We start from the raw sequence: 278 nt of genomic DNA on the forward strand, positions 1-278 counted from the left end.
TAAGGGTCTGGGCCTAAGTTTTTGCCGCCGACATCGGTAGGCTCATCAGCAAGCCATGTATGGTTTTTAGTACTCACGTGTTGAGTGAATTGATGATCTTTTTCTTCAACTAATACACTGCCGTTAGTTAATTTTGCACTATAAGGTGTTTTCTCGTATTTAACATAGCGATTAGCCCACGTAGCAATGACATCGGCTGCGTAGTTAGCGTCTTCTTTATTGCTGAGTAAGTGATCGGCATTATCTAAACTTATAAAGCTTTTTGGATGCTTGGCAGC

The 278-nt window shown here is 41.4% G+C and carries 1 protein-coding gene; it reads right to left on the bottom strand.

Annotation, left to right across the window (positions count from 1 at the left end):
- The coding region (locus tag AAEY94_RS20665) for an OsmC family protein (protein WP_502959417.1) at positions 1 to 278 on the bottom strand (278 nt) is incomplete at both ends.

Source organism: Shewanella sp. AC34-MNA-CIBAN-0136 (assembly GCF_040309945.1).
Classification (GTDB): domain Bacteria; phylum Pseudomonadota; class Gammaproteobacteria; order Enterobacterales; family Shewanellaceae; genus Shewanella.